Annotated in this window: 14 protein-coding genes, 3 tRNA genes and 1 pseudogene; 11 read left to right on the forward strand and 7 right to left on the reverse strand. The window is 73.0% G+C overall.

Annotated features, from left to right (window positions below):
* Nucleotides 1-6 precede the first annotated feature (6 nt).
* A complete protein-coding gene (locus tag ACFWBF_RS25350; RefSeq protein ID WP_385605888.1) occupies nt 7-618 on the forward strand; it encodes a hypothetical protein in 612 nt (203 codons plus the stop codon).
* Entirely contained in the window at nt 615-1,274 is a 660-nt protein-coding gene (locus ACFWBF_RS25355; protein WP_385605890.1) for a class F sortase, read from the forward strand. Before ACFWBF_RS25350 ends, ACFWBF_RS25355 begins: the two co-directional genes overlap by 4 nt.
* An 81-nt stretch (nt 1,275-1,355) precedes the next feature.
* Here the strand turns inward: ACFWBF_RS25355 and ACFWBF_RS25360 are convergent.
* Nucleotides 1,356-1,429 (reverse strand) — tRNA-Lys (locus tag ACFWBF_RS25360).
* 259 nt (nt 1,430-1,688) lie between these two features.
* Here ACFWBF_RS25360 and ACFWBF_RS25365 point away from each other — a divergent pair.
* From ACFWBF_RS25365 to ACFWBF_RS25385, 5 genes are all read left to right on the forward strand, one after another.
* Nucleotides 1,689-3,044: a peptidoglycan-binding protein gene (locus tag ACFWBF_RS25365; RefSeq protein WP_385605926.1), complete on the forward strand. Its 1,356-nt coding sequence runs from the start codon at nt 1,689-1,691 to the stop codon at nt 3,042-3,044.
* A gap of 11 nt (nt 3,045-3,055) precedes the next feature.
* Entirely contained in the window at nt 3,056-4,885 is a 1,830-nt protein-coding gene (locus ACFWBF_RS25370; RefSeq protein WP_385605892.1) for an SPFH domain-containing protein, read from the forward strand.
* A 182-nt stretch (nt 4,886-5,067) separates the two neighbouring features.
* On the forward strand, nt 5,068-5,709 hold the full coding sequence (locus tag ACFWBF_RS25375; protein ID WP_385605894.1) for a lytic polysaccharide monooxygenase: 642 nt from the start codon (nt 5,068-5,070) through the stop codon (nt 5,707-5,709).
* Between the two features lie 26 nt (nt 5,710-5,735).
* Nucleotides 5,736-7,412 (forward strand): AMP-binding protein, encoded by a 1,677-nt coding sequence (locus tag ACFWBF_RS25380; protein ID WP_385605895.1) that lies wholly within the window; start codon nt 5,736-5,738, stop codon nt 7,410-7,412.
* Between the two features lie 45 nt (nt 7,413-7,457).
* Nucleotides 7,458-7,531 (forward strand) — tRNA-Lys (locus ACFWBF_RS25385).
* A 102-nt stretch (nt 7,532-7,633) separates the two neighbouring features.
* Here ACFWBF_RS25385 and ACFWBF_RS25390 read toward each other — a convergent pair.
* Complete coding sequence (locus ACFWBF_RS25390) at nt 7,634-8,392, reverse strand: IclR family transcriptional regulator (RefSeq protein ID WP_385605897.1); 759 nt, start codon at nt 8,390-8,392, stop codon at nt 7,634-7,636.
* 250 nt (nt 8,393-8,642) lie between these two features.
* On the opposite strand from ACFWBF_RS25390, the gene ACFWBF_RS25395 reads away from it, so the two are divergent.
* Both ACFWBF_RS25395 and ACFWBF_RS25400 read left to right on the forward strand, forming a co-directional pair.
* Entirely contained in the window at nt 8,643-9,779 is a 1,137-nt protein-coding gene (locus ACFWBF_RS25395) for an LLM class flavin-dependent oxidoreductase (RefSeq protein ID WP_385605899.1), read from the forward strand.
* A gap of 254 nt (nt 9,780-10,033) precedes the next feature.
* A complete protein-coding gene (locus tag ACFWBF_RS25400) occupies nt 10,034-11,752 on the forward strand; it encodes a glycosyl hydrolase family 18 protein (protein WP_385605900.1) in 1,719 nt (572 codons plus the stop codon).
* A gap of 148 nt (nt 11,753-11,900) precedes the next feature.
* Here the strand turns inward: ACFWBF_RS25400 and ACFWBF_RS25405 are convergent, their stop codons facing one another.
* Nucleotides 11,901-13,733 (reverse strand): putative bifunctional diguanylate cyclase/phosphodiesterase, encoded by a 1,833-nt coding sequence (locus ACFWBF_RS25405; RefSeq protein ID WP_385605902.1) that lies wholly within the window; start codon nt 13,731-13,733, stop codon nt 11,901-11,903.
* Nucleotides 13,734-14,087: 354 nt separating this feature from the next.
* Between ACFWBF_RS25405 and ACFWBF_RS25410 the strand changes: the two genes are divergently transcribed.
* Complete coding sequence (locus tag ACFWBF_RS25410) at nt 14,088-15,323, forward strand: M6 family metalloprotease domain-containing protein (protein WP_385605904.1); 1,236 nt, start codon at nt 14,088-14,090, stop codon at nt 15,321-15,323.
* A gap of 43 nt (nt 15,324-15,366) precedes the next feature.
* On the opposite strand, the gene ACFWBF_RS25415 is transcribed toward ACFWBF_RS25410, so the two are convergent.
* The 3 genes and pseudogenes from ACFWBF_RS25415 to ACFWBF_RS25425 form a co-directional block, all read right to left on the reverse strand.
* Nucleotides 15,367-15,440: transfer RNA gene (locus ACFWBF_RS25415), tRNA-Lys, on the reverse strand.
* Nucleotides 15,431-16,022: pseudogene (locus tag ACFWBF_RS25420) on the reverse strand (bifunctional DNA primase/polymerase). Before ACFWBF_RS25420 ends, ACFWBF_RS25415 begins: the two are co-directional and overlap by 10 nt.
* A gap of 119 nt (nt 16,023-16,141) precedes the next feature.
* Nucleotides 16,142-16,489, reverse strand: coding sequence for a hypothetical protein (locus ACFWBF_RS25425; RefSeq protein WP_385605906.1), 348 nt, complete (start codon nt 16,487-16,489; stop codon nt 16,142-16,144).
* A 197-nt stretch (nt 16,490-16,686) separates the two neighbouring features.
* Between ACFWBF_RS25425 and ACFWBF_RS25430 the strand changes: the two genes are divergently transcribed.
* Nucleotides 16,687-17,922: a hypothetical protein gene (locus ACFWBF_RS25430; RefSeq protein WP_385605908.1), complete on the forward strand. Its 1,236-nt coding sequence runs from the start codon at nt 16,687-16,689 to the stop codon at nt 17,920-17,922.
* A gap of 44 nt (nt 17,923-17,966) precedes the next feature.
* Here the strand turns inward: ACFWBF_RS25430 and ACFWBF_RS25435 are convergent.
* Nucleotides 17,967-18,158, reverse strand: a 192-nt coding sequence (locus ACFWBF_RS25435) for a hypothetical protein (RefSeq protein ID WP_385605910.1), incomplete at its 5' end; no start/stop codon positions are given.

Genomic DNA, 18,158 nt, shown 5'->3' on the forward strand with positions numbered 1-18,158 from the left:
TTCACCATGCGCACCGATCCGATCGCTCTCCGTGCCGCCGGGGTGGCCGTCGCGCTGACGGCCCTCACCACCGTGACCGCACCCGTCGCCCTCGCGAACGAGGGGAACCGCGGCAGCGTCTCGGCCGACCCCAACCCGGCCGAACCGGGGGCGCAGGTCAAACTGCGCGTCCACGGCTGTGACGACGACTGGGCCGTGGCCCAGTCGCCCGTGTTCGTGTCGGAGGTCCGGCTGTCCTCCGGCCGCGGCGACGACCGCCGCACGCTGTGGGGCGACGCGATGATCCGCTCCTGGGCCGAGCCGGGCCGGCACGACATCCGGGTGAAGTGCGGCGGCCAGGGCGGCGAACGCGAGTGGGGCTCCATCGAGATCGTCAGCCGCCGCGAGCACCACCCCGACCCGCACCACACGCCGGTCTGGCCCGTCCACGCGGGCGGCGGCGGCATGGCCGCGGAGCTCGCCGACGCGGCCGAACTGGCCGCCGCCGCCAAGCACAACCACGGGGGCGACGGCCCGGGCCTGCCGCACACGGTGATCGGCGCCATCCTCGCCGCCGTGGCCACCCTGGCGGTCGCCGGCCGGGCGCTGACCCTGCGCCGCCGCCGCAGCGGCGAGTGAACGAGGGCCGGGCGACCGGCAGCGGACGGCTGCTGACCTTCGCCGCCTGGTCGGTACTGGTGCTCGGCCTGTGGCTCTGGGGCCGCGAGATCACCGGGGTCCCGAGCCCGCTCACCGGCCAGGCCGGCGGTTCGGCGGCGGCGGGCCTGCCGGCCGCGCACGCCCCGCTGGAGGCGGCCGCGCCCGCACGGGTCGACGTACCGTCCATGGGCATCCAGGCCCCGGTGATGGCCCGGGACCTGGACGCCCAGGGCGCGATCGACCCGCCGCCGTACGAACAGCCGGGCGCGGTGGGCTGGTGGCGCGGCGGCCCCCAGCCGGGCGCGGCCGGGACGGCGCTGATGGTCGGGCACGTGGACACGAAGTCCAAGCCGGCGGTGTTCTACGGCCTGAGCTCGGCGCGGCCGGGCGACAGGGTGCGCGTGGTGCGGGCGGACGGCTCGGTCGCGGAGTTCACGATCGAGGACGTACGGGTCCACGAGCGCGCGGGCTTCGACCCGGACAAGGCGTACGGCCAGCGGGTCAAGGGCCGGGCCGAGCTGCGGCTGGTGACCTGCGGCGGCACCTACGACAAGGCGGTCAAGCAGTACACGGCGAACGTGGTCGTGTCGGCCTATCTGACGGGCGTCACGGTCCGGCCGGGCACGGCGGCGTGAGATCCGCCCGCCACTGTAGGTCCGTACGGCACGACGAAGAAGCCCCCCGCAGCTCTCGCTGCGGGGGGCTTCTTCCGTCTGTGCGCCGCCAGGGACTCGAACCCCGGACCCGCTGATTAAGAGTCAGCTGCTCTAACCAACTGAGCTAGCGGCGCTTGCTGACAGAGAAAACTTTACAGCACTTCCGGATGTGCTCGTGACCAGCCGCGCCCGCGTTGTCCGATTAACCCATGTTTGGGGTGTTTATCGTGCACGATATGTCTGGGCCCGGCCACATCTGACGCCCCGCCAGATGCGGCGCCCGGCCGACCAGCGGACGAGCAGGGGAGTGGACGGAACCGCATGACGATGCAGCCTCCGACGCACGTGTGTGCACAGACACCGACTACGACGCCGACCCCGGCGGCGATGCGGATGCCGATGCCGGTCTTCGAGGAGTACGAGCCCGCCGGCGACTGCGCGTGCCGGGGCTGCGCGCAGCGCCGTCGCACCCTCGCCCGCGGCCGGGCCATACCGCTGCGCGACGGAGGTCACCCCGCTGTCCGCGGGGCCCGCCGGGTGCTCGTCCTGGCCACCGCCGCGGGAGTGGTCCTGGGCGGTGGCGGCGGGGCCGCGGTGGCGGTGACGACGCCGGGCCCCGAGGCCGTCTCGCTGGACGACCCCGGTTCGCCGCAGGGCACGAAGTCCCCGCTGCACGGCCGTCCGGCGAAGCCGGGGCCGGTCGGCAGGCCCGGGCGCCCCGGCGCGCCGCCCGCCGTGAAGCCGATCGACCGCACGACGATCATCAAGCGGGCGAAGCTGTGGCTGGACGCGGAGGTCCCGTACAGCATGTCCGAGTACTGGGCGGACGGCTACCGGCAGGACTGCTCGGGCTACGTCTCGATGGCCTGGAACCTCGGTTCCAACGAGTGGACCGGCAGCCTCGGCACATTCGCCACGAAGATCACCAAGGATGAGCTGCTGCCGGGAGACATGCTGCTCTTCCACAACCCGGCGGACCCCAACAACGGCTCGCACGTCGTGCTCTTCGGCGGCTGGGTCGACGAGACGCGCACCCACTACGTCGCCTACGAGCAGACCCGGCCGATCACGCGGAAGCAGGCCACGCCGTACGGCTACTGGAACAACTCGCTGAAGTACATCCCCTACCGGTTCAACGGGGTAACGGGCGGGATCGTCCCCGAGCCGCCGGTCGCCGAGGCACCCGCGCCGGGAGCCAAGCCGGTGGTCTCGGCGACCTTCCCGGGCGCCTCCAAGTTCGGCCCGGGAGCCGACAACGAGTACGTCGCCCAGCTCGGCGGACTGCTGATCGAGCGCGGCGGCGCCCGCTTCTACCCCAAGGGCGCGTCCAAGCTGTGGACGGACTCCGACCGGCTGGCCACCCAGGCCTTCCAGCGCGCCCAGGGCTGGACGGGTTCGGAGGCCGACGGCATCCCGGGCGAGCACACCTGGCGGCTGCTGGCCCTGCACCAGGGCAAGGACATCCTGCCCACGCCGGGCAGTGCGGGCGGCACACCGGGCCCGTCGGGGGTCCCCGCCCATCCGGGCCGGTCGGTCTTCCGGCCCGGGTCGTCCCACCCGTCCATCACCGCCCTTGGCCGCCAGCTGGTGAAGAAGGGCTTCGGCAAGAACTACACATCCGGCCCGGGTCCTCGCTGGGGCGAGACCGACCGCCGCAACGTCGAGGCCTTCCAGCGCGCCCAGGGCTGGCGCGGCGCCTCGGCCGACGGCATCCCGGGCCCGGAAACCTGGCGCCGGCTGTTCGCATGACGGAGGCAACGATGTACCCCACGCGCACCACATCGACCACGGGCATCCTCCGGGTGCCCCCGGCCCTGCCGGAACCCGCCGCCCTCCCGGCCGAGCCGGAACCCGCCGCGGCCCGAGCCCCGGAGCAGCCGGCCTGTGACGTACCGGCGGCGCGGGTGGAGAGCGGAGCCGAGCCGGTTCACGCGCCGCAGGCTCCGGGAGCGGACATCCCGCACCCCTTCCCGCACCCGCACGACGAGGCGGCCCACGCCGACGTGGCCACCCAGCGCCTGCGCGCACCCGAATCCGTCCTCGCGGCCGAGCCCGCGTACGGGCAGCGGCGCCCCTGGCCCGCGGTGGTCCGTGCCGGCGCGGAGCAGCACCACCGCGCCGGGGACGAGGCCGCGCTGTACGTCCCCGAGGCGCCGACGGCGGCGCCCGAACCGGAGCCGGAGCCGGAGCCCGATCCCGAGCCGGAGCCGACGGCGGCGGCGCCGGCGCCGGCGGAGGGCCCGGAGCCGTGGCCGGAACCGGTGGCCGTGGCCGTGGTGCCGGACCCGGTGGTGGCGCCGGTGGCGGACCCGGTCGCCCCGTACGTACGGGACCTGCCCGCTCCGGCGCCCGAGCCGGTCGCGGCGGAGCCCGCCCCGGCGCCCGAGCCCGCGTACGCGCCCCCGCCGACGGCCCCGGTGGTGCAGCGGGACGGGACGCCCGAGCCGGCCGGCGTGCCCGGGCCCGGGGTGGCGGACATCGTCGCGCGGGCCGTGGCGCGGGTGATGGAGGAGGACGACGACACGCAGGACCTGCCCGCGGTCGGCCCGGGCCGCGGCACGGCGGTGACCGAGGTGCCGGTGCACCTGCCCTTCCGCGCGGTCGCGGCCCCCGCCCGGCCCGTCCCGCCCGTCCCGCCCGCCCCGGTCAGGCGGCCCGTCGTCCCGCGGCCGGCCCCCGGGCGCCGGGTGCCGCGCGGGGACGACCGGCTCCGCGAGCACCACGGCCCGGTCGTCCCCGGCTGGATCGGCGTGGCCGTCGGCGCGATCGCCCTGAGCGGCTGCGCGGCGGTGCTCTGGCGCGCCGGGGCCGTCCCCGCCGAACTCGTGGCCGCCTTCGGCGCGACCCCCCGCGCCTACCAGGGGCTCCGGGCGGCGCACTGGCCGCCGCTCGCCTTCCTCGGCATCGTCGCGCTCCTCGCCCTCGGCGGGCTGGGCCGCGCCCGGACCGGGCACGCCTGGGTGCTCACCCTCTTCGGCCGCTACCGCGGCACGGTCCGGCGTACCGGCCTGACCTGGGTCAGTCCGCTGCTGCTGCGCCGCCGGGTCGACGTACGGCTGCGGCACTGGCGCAGCGACCCGATGCCCGCCGTGGACTCGGGCGGCCTCGCCCTCCAGGTCGTGGTCCAGGTGGTCTGGCAGGTCAAGGACACCGCCCGCGCCACGCTCGCCGTGGCCGACCACACCGAGTACCTGGCCGAGCAGGTGGAGTCGGCCATGGCCCGGGTGCTGTCCCAGCTCCCGGCCGACGCCTTCCACGAGGACGCCCCGACCCTGCGCGACGCCGAGGCCGTCGGTGACGCGCTCACCCGGATGCTGGCGGCCGAGACCGAGGCCGTGGGAGTGGAGGTGTACTCGGCCCAGCCGACCCGGATCGAGTACGCCCCCGAGGTCGCCGAGGCCATGCGGCGGCGCCGGGTCGCGGCGATCGACGCCAAGCACCGGGACACGGTGCTGACCTCGGTGGTGGACGCGGTCGACGACACCGTCCACCGCCTCACCTCGCGCGGGCTCGTGGAGCTGGACGACTACGAGCGCAAGGCCCTGGTGAAGGACCTCACGGTCGCCTTCTACACGGGACGCGCGGAGTAGGCCGGGCCGGGGGCTCGGGGGACCAGGAGAACGGGTGGAGCCGGAAAGGACCGGACCACCCGTTCTTCCGTTGGTATGGACACGGCCAACTCCCGTCAATAATCTGGGACTTGGTCTAGACCTGAATAATCCCCACGCGTGCGCACGCTCTCGCCGAACTCCCCCCACGTTCAAGGAGCATCATGCGTAACATCCGCATGCCCGGATCCGGCAGAACCGGCAGATCCGGCCAGGCCAGGAAGGCCGGCGCCGCCGCGGTCGGCCTCGGCGTCGTGACCGCACTCACGCTCATCACGGCCCCCACCGCGAGCGGCCACGGCTACACCGACACCCCCATCAGCCGCCAGAAGCTCTGCGCCAACAAGACCGTCGCCGACTGCGGTGCCATCCAGTGGGAGCCGCAGAGCGTCGAGGGCCCCAAGGGGTTCCCGGCCGCCGGCCCCGCCGACGGCAAGATGTGTTCGGCCGGCCTCCCACAGTTCGCGGAGCTCGACAACCCCCGGGGCGGCGCCTGGCCCACCACCAAGGTGACCAGCGGGCAGAGCTACTCCTTCCGGTGGCAGTTCACCGCCAACCACTCCACCACCGACTTCAAGTACTACGTCACCAAGAACGGCTGGGACCCCACCAAGCCCCTCACCCGCGCCTCCCTCGACCCCCAGCCCTTCCTCACGGTGGCCTACAACGGGGCCCGCCCCGCCATGACCACCGTCCACCAGGGTGCGATGCCGGGCGGCAAGTCCGGCCGGCACCTGATCCTGGCCGTCTGGACGATCAACGACACGGCGAACGCCTTCTACGCCTGCTCCGACGTTCAATTCTGACGGTACGTCAGCTACCCTCCGGCGGCATGCGGACGACACCCGGAACCGTCGCGGAGCTCATGGCGCGCCAATGGGGCGACCACCGGCCAGGACTGGCGTGCGAGGAGAGCGTCCTCAGCCACCACCGGACCGTCCAGGAGGCCGCCGCGCGCGCCGCGCTGCTCGTCGACCTGCTGCCGCCGCGGGCGGAGCCGCACATCGGGGTGCTGCTCGACAACACCCCCGAGTTCCCGTTCTGGCTCGGCGCGGCGGCCCTCGCGGGGGCCGCCGTCGCCGGGATCAACCCCACCCGGCGCGGCCCGGAGCTGGCCCGCGACATCCTGCACACCGAGTGCCGGATCCTGGTGACCGAGCGGGCCCACCTCCCGCTGCTCGACGGGCTCGCGCTGCCCGGCGTACGGATCCTGGTGACCGACACCGAGGAGTACGCGGCCCTGCTCGCCCCGTACGCGGCCGCCAAGCCCGGCGAGGCCACGGTGGCCGGCCGCCCGCCCGGACCGGCGGACCGGCTGCTCCTCTACTTCACCTCGGGCTCCACCGGCGCACCCAAGGCCGCCATCTGCACCCAGGGCCGGCTCGCCGGCGCCGGGACCTCCCTCGCACGGCACTTCTCGGTGACCCCGGACGACGTCCACTACATCTGCATGCCGCTCTTCCACGGCAACGCCGTCATCGCCGACTGGCTGCCCGCCCTGGCCGGCGGGGCCTCGGTGGCGCTGCGGCGCCGCTTCTCCGCGTCCGCGTTCCTGGACGACGTACGGGCGTACGGGGCGACGTACTTCACCTACGTCGGCCGAGCCGTCCAGTACCTGCTGGCGACCCCGCCCCGCCCGGAGGACCGTGCGCACTCGCTGCGCCTGGGCTTCGGCACCGAGGCGGGCGCGGTGGACGCGGCGCGCTTCGCCGAGCGCTTCGGGGTCCGGCTGGTCGAGGGGTACGGGGCCACGGAGGGCGGCGCCTCCGTGCAGCGCACGCCGGACACCCCGCCGGGCGCGCTGGGCCGCGCGGGGGCGGGGGACGACCTGGCGGTGATCGACGCGGAGAGCGGCCTGGAGTGCCCGGCGGCCGTCCTCGACCCGCAGGGGCGCCTGCTGAACGGCGCCGAGGCGATAGGCGAGCTGGTCAACAAGGGCCGCAGCCTCTTCGAGGGCTACTGGCGCAACCCGGACGCGGAGGCCGCCCGCACCCGCGACGGCTGGTACTGGACCGGCGACCTCTTCTTCCGCGACGACCGCGGCTTCCTCTACTTCGCGGGCCGTACGGACGACCGCCTGCGGGTCGACAGCGAGAACCTGGCGGCGGCGGTGATCGAGAACATCCTGGCCCGCTGGTCCGACGCGGCGGCGGTCGCCGTGTACGCGGTCCCGGACGAGGTCGCGGGCGACCAGGTGATGGCGGCCGTGGCCCTGCGGGAGGGGGCGGACTTCTCCCCGGAGGCGTTCGCCGCCTTCCTGGCCGGGCAGCCGGACCTGGGGACGAAGATGTCCCCGCGCTACGTCCGGGTGCTCCCGCGGATGCCGGTGACCGCGACGAACAAGGTGCACCGCGTGGCCCTGCGGAGCACGGGGTTCCTGTGCCCCGACCCGGTCTGGTGGCGTCCGGCGGGCGAAGGGGCCTACCGGCCCCTGGACGAGACCGCGCTGGCCGGGCTCCTGGCGGCCTACCGGGCCCAGGACCGCCTGGCCCTCCTGGAGCGCGGGTGATGGTTTTGAGCACCCCGTACGACCAGGTAGTATTTTCTCTGTCAGGCGCCGCTAGCTCAGTTGGTTAGAGCAGCTGACTCTTAATCAGCGGGTCCGGGGTTCGAGTCCCTGGCGGCGCACCTGTACTTCGGGCGGTTTCCGGTTCACCGGGAACCGCCCGAAGTGTTTTCCGATGCTTTTCGGCCAGCCCGTCGGCCAGTCCATCGGTCGGTCCGCGCGCCTCACAGCGTGAGCGACAGCAGCAGCGGCGCGGCCTTCCGGTTCAGCACGTCCGCGGCGGCCCGCAGCCGGTGCGCGTGCTCGACGGGCAGCGAGAGCGCCAGGCAGCCCACCGAGGCCCCGGCGGTGATCGGGACGGCCGCGCAGACCGTGCCCACGGCGTACTCCTGGAGGTCGAGCATCGGCACGGTGGCCGGCTGACTGTCCAGCTTCGAGAAGAGGATCCGCTCGTTCACGATCGTCTTCGAGGTGAGCCGGGCGATCTTGTGCCGGGAGAGGTGGTCGCGCCGGCCGTTCAGGTCGAGCTGGGTCAGCAGGCACTTTCCCACCGCGCTGGCGTGCGCCGCCGAGCGGAAGTCGACCCATTCGTGCACCTTCGGCGTGCGCGGGCTGTCCGCGAACTGCGTGATCCGGACCTCGCCGTCCACGTACCGGCTGATGTAGACGGCCGCGCCGACCGAGTCCCGCAGCCGGTCCAGCGTCTCCTGGAGCTTGCTCTGCAGGGCCGCCTGCCGGTCCACGCCCGAGCCGAGGAGCACCAGGGAGTCGCCTATGGAGTAGGCGCCGTCCGACACCTGGAGCACGTATCCCTCTCGGCGCAGCATGAGGAGCATCGGCGCGAGATGGACCGCGGGCAGGCCGGTCTCACGCGCGATCTGTACGTCGGTCACGCCGCCGGTATGGCGGGCGACCGTTTCGAGTACGCGCAGGGCGTACTGCACCGAGTGGAACGGCGCGGTCGGCTCGGGCTTCAGCGCCACGGTTTCCCCCTAGCAGGTTGTTACCGCTTGCTCTACCACGATAGCCATCAAGCGGCTCACGTGGAGCGCCTGTTGAGGAGATTGATGGCTCAATCATGTCCCCCTGCCTGGATCTACCCGTCTGGCATATGCCAATGGCATGCGCACTTTCCCGTTGTGCCGGGAATGCCTGGTCGCCGTCGAGAGTTCGAAATCTTCGTACAGAGACGTACGGATGTCGTACGAACGGCAATGCGAGGCGGGAGCGACGATGAGTGACACCGGGGACGCGCAGGAACAGGGGAGCCGTACGGGGAACCGGCCGGACGTCGACCGCGACGGGATCCGGGGCACGGCCCTCGGGCGGGCCCCGGTGCCCCTGTCCGTACTCGACCTCGTCACCGTCGGCGCGGGCAGCACCGCCCACGCCTCCCTGCGCACCAGCGTGGAGATCGCCCGGCTCGCCGAGTCCCGCGGCTACCACCGCCACTGGGTGGCCGAGCACCACTCCATGCCCGGGGTCGCCAGCTCCTCCCCGGCCGTGATCCTGGCCCACCTCGCCGCGCACACCTCCCGGATCCGGCTCGGCTCGGGCGGGGTCATGCTGCCCAACCACGCCCCGCTCGCCGTCGCCGAGCAGTTCGGCACCCTGGAGGCCCTCGCCCCGGGGCGGATCGACCTCGGGCTCGGACGTGCGCCGGGTACCGACGGGCGCACGGCCGCCGCGCTGCGCGGCGGACGCCTGGACGAGTCCGCCGACGAGTTCCCCCGCCAGCTCGCGGAGCTCACCCGCTTCCTGGACGACGACTTCCCCGACGGGCACCCGTACGCCCGCGTGCACGCCGTACCGGGCCCGGTCCAGGGGCCGGCCGGGCGCCCGCCGCTGTGGCTGCTCGGCTCTTCCGGGTTCAGCGCCCGGCTCGCAGGCGAGCTCGGGCTGCCCTTCGCGTACGCCCACCACTTCTCGGCCGCCGGGACCCTGCCCGCACTCGACCTCTACCGGCAGAGCTTCCGCCCCTCGGCCGCGCTGGACGCCCCGTACGCCGTGATCGGGGTTGCCGCGCTCGCCGCCGACACCGCCGGGGAGGCCCGCGCCCAGGTGCTGACGGGCGCGCTGTCGATGCTGCGGCTGCGCACCGGGCGGCCCGGGCTGGTCCCGACGCCCGAGGAGGCGGCCGCGTACCCCTTCGCCCCGGCGGAGCGGGAGTTCGTCGACGGCTGGCTCGCCAACATCGTCCACGGCACCCCCGACGAGGTCCGCTCCGGACTCGACGACCTGGCGAAGCGGACCGGCGCCGACGAGCTGATGCTGACCGCGAACGCCCACAGCGGTGCCGCCCGGCTGCGCTCGTACGGGCTCGTCGCAGATGCGTACGGGATGCCGGTGCAGGCTCCCGTGGCCGGTTGACCGTATGCGAACGCAGTTCGGCTGGTTTGTTGCCGAAACCTTGCGGGGGCATGGCTGAAGGCAACCTTAAACCGCTCGTCACCCGGGGTGGCGAGCGGTTTTTGACGTGCCCTCAAGTCTCTGACGTGGGGATCTGGTCCGCGAGTGGTCTAGTCCTTCTTTGGTCCAAACCATTGACGCGGGGCTCGGGTGATCGCTATCACTTCTCCCACCCGAACCTTTTGCTCTCCCCTCCCACCCCCCGGAGGCAGTTCATGCACATCCGTAAACCCCTCATCGCGGCCGCCGCCACGGCCGCGCTGGCAGCCGGAGCGCTGGCCACCTTCGCGGGGCTCGGTACCGCGGCGGCCGCCGACGCCTCGACCACCGCCGCGGCCGGCAGCGTCAAGATCGCCTACTACGACCAGTGGAGCGTGTACGGGAACGCCTTCTATCCCAAGCACCTCGACACCCGCGGCATAGCGGGCAAGCTGGACGTCATCAACTACTCCTTCGGCAACATCCACCCCACCGACCTCACCTGTTTCGAGGCGAACAAGGCGGCGGGCGACGACAACAACCCCAACGCCGGTGACGGCGCGGGCGACTCGTACGCCGACTACCAGAAGTCCTTCAGCGCCGCGGACAGCGTCAGCGGGGTCGCCGACAAGTGGGACCAGCCGATCGTCGGCGTCTTCAACCAGTTCAAGCAGCTGAAGGCCAAGTACCCCAACCTGAAGATCAACCTCTCGCTGGGCGGCTGGTCGTACTCGAAGTACTTCAGCGACGCGGCCAAGACCGACGCCTCCCGCAAGAAGCTCGTCTCCTCCTGCATCGACCAGTACATCAAGGGCAACCTGCCGGTCGAGGGCGGCTACGGCGGCGCGGGCAGCGCGGCCGGCATCTTCGACGGCATCGACATCGACTGGGAGTACCCGGGCTCGGCGGGCGGCCACCTCGGCAACCACTACGCCCCCGAGGACAAGCAGAACTTCACGCTCCTGCTCAAGGAGTTCCGCACCCAGCTCGACGCCTACGGCGCGGCGAACGGCGGCAAGAAGTACCTGCTGACCTCCGCGCTCCCGGCCGGCCAGGACAAGATCAAGAACATCGAGACGGACAAGATCGGCGCGTACCTCGACTACGCGAACATCATGACCTACGACATGCACGGGGCCTGGGACGCCGACGGGCCGACCTACCACCAGTCCCCGCTGCTGCCCTCGTCGGCCGACCCGACCGACCCGATCGCGCCGGGCAGCGAGAAGTACAGCATCAAGAACGCCATCGACTCCTGGCTCGACGGCAACGCGGCCTACGGCATCGCGGGCGGCTTCCCCGCCAACAAGCTGACGCTGGGCTACGAGTTCTACTACCGCGGCTGGAAGGGCGTGCAGGCCGGCGCCACCAACGGCCTCGCCCAGCCCGCCTCCCAGGCCTCCGCCGCCCGGCCTACCAGCCAGCAGGCCGGCATCGCGCTCTACAAGGAGCTCGGCGGGATCGTCGACAGCCCGGCGAACACCTTCTGGGACGACCAGGCCAAGGCCTCGTACTTCTTCAAGGACGGCGAATTCTTCACCGGCCTGAACCAGCGGTCCGTCCAGGCCCGCGTCGACTACGGCAAGCAGCGCGGCCTGGCCGGCGCGATGATGTACTCCCTGCTCGGCCTGGACGCCAACACCACGCTGCTGAACCAGATCTCGGACGCCCTCGGCGGGACCACGCAGCCGCCCACCACCCCGCCCGCGACGCCTCCGACCACCCCGCCGACCACGCCTCCGACCACCCCGCCGACCACGCCTCCGACGACCCCGCCGTCGACGCCGCCCACCTCGGGCTGCACCGCCGCGGCCTACGTCGCGGGCACCGTCTACACCGGCGGCAGCGAGGTCTCGTACACCGGCCACAAGTGGAAGGCCCAGTGGTGGACGCAGAACGAGGTGCCCGGCACCACCGGTGAATGGGGTGTCTGGAAGGACCTCGGCGCCTGCTGATCTCCCCCCACCCCGCGCCGAGCGCCGGCCGCCCCCACCTCCTCGCCAGGGAGGCGGGGGCGGCCGTGTGCGTGGGTGCGCGAGGGCCGCGCCGGCGCGGAAGGCCCCGCCGGCGCGGAAGGCCCCGCCGGCGCGGAAGGCCCCGCCGCTACGGGAGGATCCCCGGCCGGGCGCCGATCATCTCCGCGATCCGCTCCGGGGCCACCGCGCGCGAGTACAGCCAGCCCTGCCCGGTGTCGCAGCCCACGCGGCGCAGCCGGGCCGCCTGGCCGGCGGTCTCCACGCACTCCGCCGTCACCGTCAGGCCCAGCCGGTGCGCGAGTTGGACCAGGGCCTCCACGATGGTCTCGTCGGCCGGGTTCGGGTGGGCGCCCTCGTCGTAGCGGAAGCCCCGGACGAAGGAGCCGTCCAGCTTCAGCACCGAGACCGGCAGCCGGCTGAGGTAGGCGAGGTTCGAGTACCCGGTGCCGAAATCGTCGATGGCGATCCGTACGCCCATGTCGCTCAGGGCCTGGAGGGCCTGGAGCGGCCGCCCCGCCGAGCCCATCACCGCCGACTCCGTCAGCTCCAGCTGCAGGAGCTGCGGCGCCAGTCCGGTGTCGGCCAGGATTTCCGCGACGTCCCCGACCAGGTCGGAGTCCCACACCTGGCGCACCGCCACGTTGACGGACACGAAGACGGGGGAGTCGCTGGGCTGTTCGATCTGCCAGCGCCGGGCCTGCCGGCAGGCGGTCTGCAGTACCCAGCGGCCCAACTGGACGATGGAGCCGTCCTCTTCCGCAATTCCGATGAACCGATTCGGCGTCAGTGTGCCGAACTGCGGGTGGTTCCAGCGGACCAGGGCCTCGACCCCGCGCACGGCTCCGCTCTCCAGATCCACCAGCGGCTGGTACTCCAGCTTGAACTCGCCCCGCTCCACGGCCGGCCGCAGCGTCGACGAGAGCGCCTGCCTCGTCATGCGGTGCGCGTTGCGCTCCGGGTCGAAGAGGGTCCAGCGGGCCTTGCCGTCCGCCTTCGCCCAGTACAGCGTCGTGTCCGCGGCCTGCATCAGCCCGGTCGCCGAGGTCCCGGCCGCGGCCCGCTCCACCACCCCGATCGAGGCCGAGACCGAAAGCCGCTGTCCCGCCAGGTCGAAGGGCTCCTGTACGGCGGCCAGTACGCTGCGCGCCAGTTCCGCGAGCTGCTCGGTGCCGGTGGACTCCTCCACCAGCAGCGCGAACTCGTCGCCGCCGAGCCGGGCCACCAGGTGCCCGCTCGTGCGCCCGTACCCGGACTGGTCCGCGCACTGGGTCAGCCGGGCCGCCACGGCGGTCAGCAGCCGGTCCCCGACGCGGTGGCCGAGGGTGTCGTTGACGGCCTTGAACCCGTCGAGGTCCAGGTAGCACAGGCCGATCCGGCCGGTGCCGCCGTGCTCGTACGAGGAGGCCTCCAGGGCGGCGGAGAGCCGCTCGAAGAACAGCGCCCGGTTGGGCAGCCGGGTGACGGGGTCGTGCATCTGGAGGTGCCGCAGCCGGGCCTGGAGGTCGCGCCGGTCGCTGATGTCGGCGACGGACATCAGGACGTCGCGGGTCCCGGGTACGGGGCCCACCGTCACCTCGGTCCACAGCGAGTGCCCGTCGGGGTGCTTGAGCCGGCGGGTACAGCGCAGTCTGGCCTGGCGGCCGCGCAGGACCTCGCGGTACGCCTGCCAGGTGCGCGCCTCCGCGGCCAGGTCCACCAGGTCGGCGGCGGACCGGTCGACGAGCGCGTGCGGCTCGGTGCCGAGCATGCCGGCCAGGGCCTGGTTGGCGGCGACGACGTGGCCGTCCCGGTCGACGACGGCCATGGCCAGGTGGGCCGCGTTGAAGGCGGCCCGGTAATCGCGCAGTTCGGACTCGGAGCGGACCGGAGTTGCCGTTGCCGACACTGCGGGGTGACGCTCCGTAATGGCCGGTCGGATGCTGTCGGCCGCCGAACCGGTTCCTTCTGGGGTTCCGCTCACCGTTGGCTCCCGCAGTGCTTGTGAGTGTCCGTGCAGGAAAGTGTGCCGATCATAGAGGCAGCCGGACGGCCTATCCAGCGGCGTCGCCGTGTGGGGCACGGCACTTCCCTGGGCTGACGCCAAGCTGACGGATCGTCGCCCTGTCCGCGATTGATCGTTTCTGCGTGGCTCTGAGCGCCGATGGCGGTGGCTGATCTCCCGTGATCGGCCATCACGTTCCGTAGGCATGTGCCCGAGGTGCGGCGTCACCGACTTGCCGTAGTGCTCACCCGTGTGGGGCAGCGGAACTGGGCGTTAGTAAGACAATCACCCCAAGGTGGATGAAGAGGTACGAATCCATCACCGGAGGTCGATGTGCCGCGACAGCAGACACCCGGGGGAGTGGAACGCTCCCGCTTGCGAAGTACGGCGGCAGCGCTCACTTCCCTGACGGCGCTGGCCGCCATGTCGCTCGTCGCGGGGCCCGCGGTGGCCGCCACCGGGGCCGGACCCTGCGCGCTGACCCGTACGTCGGCGCACCACTCCCTGGGTCTGGACTCCTGGAACGCCGCCTACCCCAAGCCCGAGCGCACGCTCAATGCGGTCATGGTCTTCCTCTCCTTTCCCGACCACCGGACCACCCTCACCACGGAGCAGCTGACCGGCGACTACTTCCCGGCGACCAGCGACTTCTTCGAGCGGGCCTCGTACGGGCGCTTCCGCCTGGTCCCGCACCCGCAGAAGCACTGGGTCCAGATGCCCAAGTCGTCCACCGCGTACGGGATACAGCGCGACTGGGCCCCCGAGAACAGGGCGGCCTACCTGCGGGACGCCGTGGCCGCCGCCGACCCGGAGGTGGACTTCAACCGGTACGACGTCGTGTACTTCGTCGCCGACCCGGACGCGCCCGGCGTGGACTCCGACGCCACCAAGGTCGTCAACTTCGACCGGCCGATCGTCGCGGACGGCGCGCAGCTGCGCCGGATCGTCACGGTGTTCGAGAAGCACCCGCCCGACCGGAACGTGCTGGCGCACGAGACCGGGCACGTCTTCGACCTGCCCGACCTCTACCACCGGCCGACCGACGGCAAGGGGGACTGGGACACGTACGTCGGCGACTGGGACGTCATGGGCAGCCAGTTCGGGATGGCCCCGGACCTCTTCGCCTGGCACAAGTGGAAGCTGGGCTGGCTGGACGACGCCCAGGTGGACTGCGTGCGTTCCGGCTCCTCGCTGCACACCCTCCAGCCGCTGGCCCAGGCCCCGCAGCAGGGCGGTACGGGCGGGACCCGGCTGGCGGTGGTCCGTACCAGCTCCGGCAGCGCCATCGCCATCGAGGCGCGGGGCTCCACCGGCAACGACGGGGACACCTGCACCGAGGGCGTCCTCGTCTACCGGGTCCGCAACGAGGCCGCGTCGGGCGGCGGACCGATCGAGGTGATGGACGCGCATCCGGACACGGAGGCCTGCTGGGAACGGTCGGTGTACCCGCCGCTGGCGGATGCGCCGCTGGAGGTGGGGGAGCGGTTCACGGTGCCGGGCGAGCGGATCACGATCGAGGTGGCGGACCGGACCCAGTCGGGCGCGTACACGGTGAAGATCACGACGTGAACGAAGAAAGGCCCCCACTCGCGTGGGGGCCTTTCCCTGTCTGTGCGCCGCCAGGGACTCGAACCCCGGACCCGCTGATTAAGAGTCAGCTGCTCTAACCAACTGAGCTAGCGGCGCCTGCTGACGTCGTAGACATTAGCAGGCGGATCGGCGATCCGAAAAATCGATATCCGCAGCTCGGGCAGCTCGGGCGGCGCGCACCAGCGACCAGAGGAGCGCCTCGGGCCCGGGCAGCCAGGGCAGCCGGGTGTCGGGGGCCACGAGCCACCGCGACGGCCCCGGGGTGGCGGCGAGCGGGGGCACGGTGACGGCGTCGCCGTGGCCGTGGCACAGCGGCGCGGGGACCGGAGTGCCCCACTCCTCCCAGGCCAGCAGGGCCGGCAGGCGGTGGGCGGTGCCGGGGGCGGCGAAGAGCAGCGTCCGGCCGCGGTGCACCGCGGCGGGCCCGGAGCCGGGGCCCTCGCTCCAGAGCAGGTCGAGCATGCGGCGCCCGAGGACGGCCGGGACGTTGACCACGTCGAAGGCGGTTCCGCAGGGCAGTACGGCGGGCGCGGTGGGGCGGGCCTGCCAGACGGCGAGGGTGCTGCCCGGGTCGGCCGAGGCGGAGGCGAGCCAGGCGGCGCCCGTCGGGGTGACGTGGGCGGCGGCGGGCGCGGCGGTGCGTACGTCGGGGGCGGGGCAGCCGGTCAGGGTCGTCATATGCCAGATGTACCCGCGGTAGCGGACCGGTTTCCGGGAGTTACCGGAAACCGGGACAGGAGGGGGCGGGTTGGGGTATGTTGCGCCCCGCATATGCCATGTGTGACATGCGCCCGCGGTCAGGCGTCGTCCGCGTCGCCGCCCCGCTGGAGCGACTCGCCGAACTCGATCATCTTGCGCGCGTAGTCCTCGGTCCACTGCGCCTGCTCCGCGATGGCGGCCGGGTCCAGCCGGTCGAACCGGCTCGGGTCGGCCAGCTGGGCCGCGGCCAGGGCCTGGAACTCCACCGCCCGCTCCTGGGCCGCCCGGAAGGCGACCGTCAGCTCGGTCGCGCGGGCCAGCAGCTCGCGCGGGTCCTCGATCGACTCCAGGTCGAAGAAGTGCTCCGGATCCGTGACGGCCTCCGAGGGCTCGAAGAGCAGCGGCGCGGGCCGCAGCCTCCGCTCGGTCCGCTCGGGCTCTGCCATGCGTGTCCTCCTGCTGCGGGTGCGTCTGCGGGCGTCTGTGCGTCTGCGTGCGTCTGCGCGCGTCTGCGCGCGTCTGCGCGCGTCTGAAAATCGATGCGGGCCATCCGGGCCACCGTCCATTGTCCAACGCCGCGCAAGAGCGCGCGGGGACAGCGCGGGCGCCCCCGCACCCCGGGGGATATGAGTACCGTCTGCTCATGCAGAACATCGGGCTGGAACAGCAGCGCGGGCACGTGCTCCTCATAGCGGGGGACGCCGCTGTACGTCGCCGCAGCGTCCAGGTGGCGCCGAGCGCCAACCTGGCCGCGATCGGAGTGGTGCCGGTCCCGGCGCTGCTGAACAGCGAAGTCCCGTGCGACACGACGTATCTCGACGGGGCCCGGGACCCGAACCTGGTGCTGATGCGGCTGCGCACGGCCGCGGCCGCGCCGGGGCCGCTGCTGGTCTATCTCTCGGGACGGCTCGTCGTCGACCGCCGCGGCAACAGCCTGCACCTCGCGCTGGCGGGCACGACGGCCGGCTCCGTGCGCTACACGGCGCTGCCGTGGGAGTGGCTGGGTACGGAGCTACGCGGCCGCCCGGCCGGGCTGACGACCGTACTGCTCGACCTGGCCGCGGACAGGGCGGCGTGGCCGCTGCTCCAGGAGTACGGCAGCCTGCCCGCGTCCCCGTCCGCCGAGGTGTACGGAGTGGTCTCCCCGCCGGGATTCGCGGGCAACGGCAACGCCGTGAGCAGCTACACGCGGCACTGGATCGACCACCTCCGCAGCAGCCCGGTCCGGCCGCCCAACCTGCAACTGCACGCCCTCGCGGCGGGAGCGGCCGCACTGCCGCCGGGCGCCCTCGTCCTGCCCACGGCCCGCGAGCTCGGGGCCGCGTTCCCGGCGGCGCCGGGCGCGGGGCACGCCGCCCGGGGCGGGCACGGGCAGACCCTGCCGCTCCAGCGCCGGGAACCCGTACGCGGGGACCACCCCGTCCCGGCGGCTCCCGTCGAGGTCGCTCCCCGCGACCCGCGGCCCCACATCCACGACCTGGCCAGCTCCGGCCGGCACGACGAAGCGGCCGACCTCGCCGAAGCGTGGGAGCAGTACGTACTGCAGACCCACGGCCACGCCTCCGCCGAAGCGGTCGACTGGCTGGAGATCCGCGCCGACCTCGCCCGGATGGCGGGCGACTTCGGGCTCGCGACCCGGCTGTGGACCCGCGTCAGCCGGATCCGGCTGGCCCGGCAGCCGCCGGACGCACCCGACGTACGCGCGGCGGCCACCGGCGCCCTCTACTGCTGGACCCAGCTCAGGGAACCCTCCGCGGCCATCGAGGCCGGACCCGAACTCATCCGGCTCCTGCGCACGCTGCCCTCCCTCGAACCCCGCCACCTGCAACTGGCCCAGCAGCGGCTGGAACTGCTGCACGGCACGACGAGCCCGGGCTGAGGGAGCGCCCCGGGTCACCACCGCGCGGGCGGGGCGGCTGCGGCTCATGGCCGCCACGGGACGCGGTGGTTGCACCAGAAGTCCCAGGTGGACATCATCGCCTCCCAGCCGTCCGGGCTGTTTCCGTTGGCCGCCTGCGGCGGCGTGCCGGACTCCGTCCGGTGATCAGGTGCCACCGCGCGGGCGGGGCGGCTGCGGCTCATGGGCGCCACGGGACGCGGTGGTTGGACCAGAAG

The organism is Streptomyces sp. NPDC060028 (assembly GCF_042736725.1).
Lineage (GTDB): Bacteria > Actinomycetota > Actinomycetes > Streptomycetales > Streptomycetaceae > Streptomyces.

What these genes read in the sequence shown, in the direction of transcription:
- ACFWBF_RS25350 (WP_385605888.1), top strand. Translation starts at nt 7, where the DNA reads ATGCGCACCGATCCGATCGCTCTCCGTGCCGCCGGGGTGGCCGTCGCG.
- ACFWBF_RS25365 (WP_385605926.1), top strand. Translation starts at nt 1,689, where the DNA reads ATGCCGATGCCGGTCTTCGAGGAGTACGAGCCCGCCGGCGACTGCGCG.
- ACFWBF_RS25370 (WP_385605892.1), top strand. Translation starts at nt 3,056, where the DNA reads ATGTACCCCACGCGCACCACATCGACCACGGGCATCCTCCGGGTGCCC.
- ACFWBF_RS25375 (WP_385605894.1), top strand. Translation starts at nt 5,068, where the DNA reads ATGCGTAACATCCGCATGCCCGGATCCGGCAGAACCGGCAGATCCGGC.
- ACFWBF_RS25380 (WP_385605895.1), top strand. Translation starts at nt 5,736, where the DNA reads ATGCGGACGACACCCGGAACCGTCGCGGAGCTCATGGCGCGCCAATGG.
- ACFWBF_RS25395 (WP_385605899.1), top strand. Translation starts at nt 8,643, where the DNA reads ATGAGTGACACCGGGGACGCGCAGGAACAGGGGAGCCGTACGGGGAAC.
- ACFWBF_RS25400 (WP_385605900.1), top strand. Translation starts at nt 10,034, where the DNA reads ATGCACATCCGTAAACCCCTCATCGCGGCCGCCGCCACGGCCGCGCTG.
- ACFWBF_RS25425 (WP_385605906.1), bottom strand. Translation starts at nt 16,489, where the DNA reads ATGGCAGAGCCCGAGCGGACCGAGCGGAGGCTGCGGCCCGCGCCGCTG.
- ACFWBF_RS25430 (WP_385605908.1), top strand. Translation starts at nt 16,687, where the DNA reads ATGCAGAACATCGGGCTGGAACAGCAGCGCGGGCACGTGCTCCTCATA.